The organism is Streptomyces sp. NPDC059003 (assembly GCF_042740445.1).
GTDB lineage: Bacteria > Actinomycetota > Actinomycetes > Streptomycetales > Streptomycetaceae > Streptomyces.
The window spans coordinates 1-1039 of the sequence record NZ_JBHYJH010000452.1; the positions used below are offsets into that span (position 1 = coordinate 1).

General features: G+C 70.6%; 1 protein-coding gene. It reads right to left on the minus strand.

What is annotated here, in order from left to right:
* Positions 1–57: 57 nt before the first annotated feature.
* Positions 58–1039, minus strand: a 982-nt coding sequence (locus ACFWZ5_RS46535; RefSeq protein WP_384893383.1) for a hypothetical protein, incomplete at its 5' end; no start/stop codon positions are given.

A 1039-nucleotide genomic window follows, 5' to 3' on the forward strand; every position in this document is an offset into this window, starting at 1 on the left:
GCATGGCCATGGCGATCTCGGCGTCGTCGGGGTGGGCCACTATGACGAGTACGGATGTCATCGGTGCTCCTTGTGGCGGTTGGCCCTCAGGACGAGGGCGCTGTGCAGGATGCGGCCGTCCAGGCCCTGCCAGCGGAAGGGCTCACTCGGGTCGGTCGGCCATTTCAGGTAGTGCAGGCTGCCGAGCACACGCGTCACTTCAGGGTCGAGGTAGGCGATCTTGGATGATGCGCCGCCGTCCAGGTGGTACATGCCGTGCGGATCAAGGCCTGCGGCGTGGCAGAGCGTGGCGGTCTCCTGGGGGGTGGTGCCGCGGAACTTGTCCGACTTGGGGGCGCCGTCGAGGACTTGGAGCACGAGCGTTCGCCCGCGCAGGCCGGCCAGGGTGCGGGCATGGCGCGCGGCTTGGAAGGGGGACTGGCCCAGGCACGCGTCGTAGGCCGGGGTGTGTCCGGCAGCGGCGTCGGCGACGCTGGGTCCCAGGGAGATGCCGGAGTGAAGCTGGCGTGCGTGCCGCCCGGCGATCTGCTGGATCTGAACCGGGGCGCCGCAGACCACGGGGCGGGCCCATGGACGCCTTGCGCGCAGGACGAAGTTCCCGGCGAAGAGGTCGGTGCCGCCCCCGGGACGGACCGCGATCACGCGGTGTCCTTCTCCGGGGGACGGGGCCACCACGTAGTCGATGGCCGCAGCGTCGAGCGGGGTGACGTTGGAGTCGCAGTCGACGCTGCGCAGGAAGCCGGTGCGCGGGTGGTCGCTGTAGAGGATGCGGCAGTTGGCGGCACCGAACACGGTGAGCACCCCGGACCGGTGGCCCGCTTCCGGGCACAGGGTCTTGGAACCGGCCCACTGGTAGGGCCGGCCCTGCAGCGTCAGCGTTCCGGCGGCGTGAAGGGTTTCGATCACTGGCTGGCCGTTGCGTACGAGGAGCGTCGGCTTGGTGGCCGTGGGCAGGCTCGCGACCTCTCCGGCCCGGCAGCACAGGTCGAGGCAGGGCTCGGCCGGTTGGTAGGCGGGGTCGTCGGAGATGAAGGAGAAC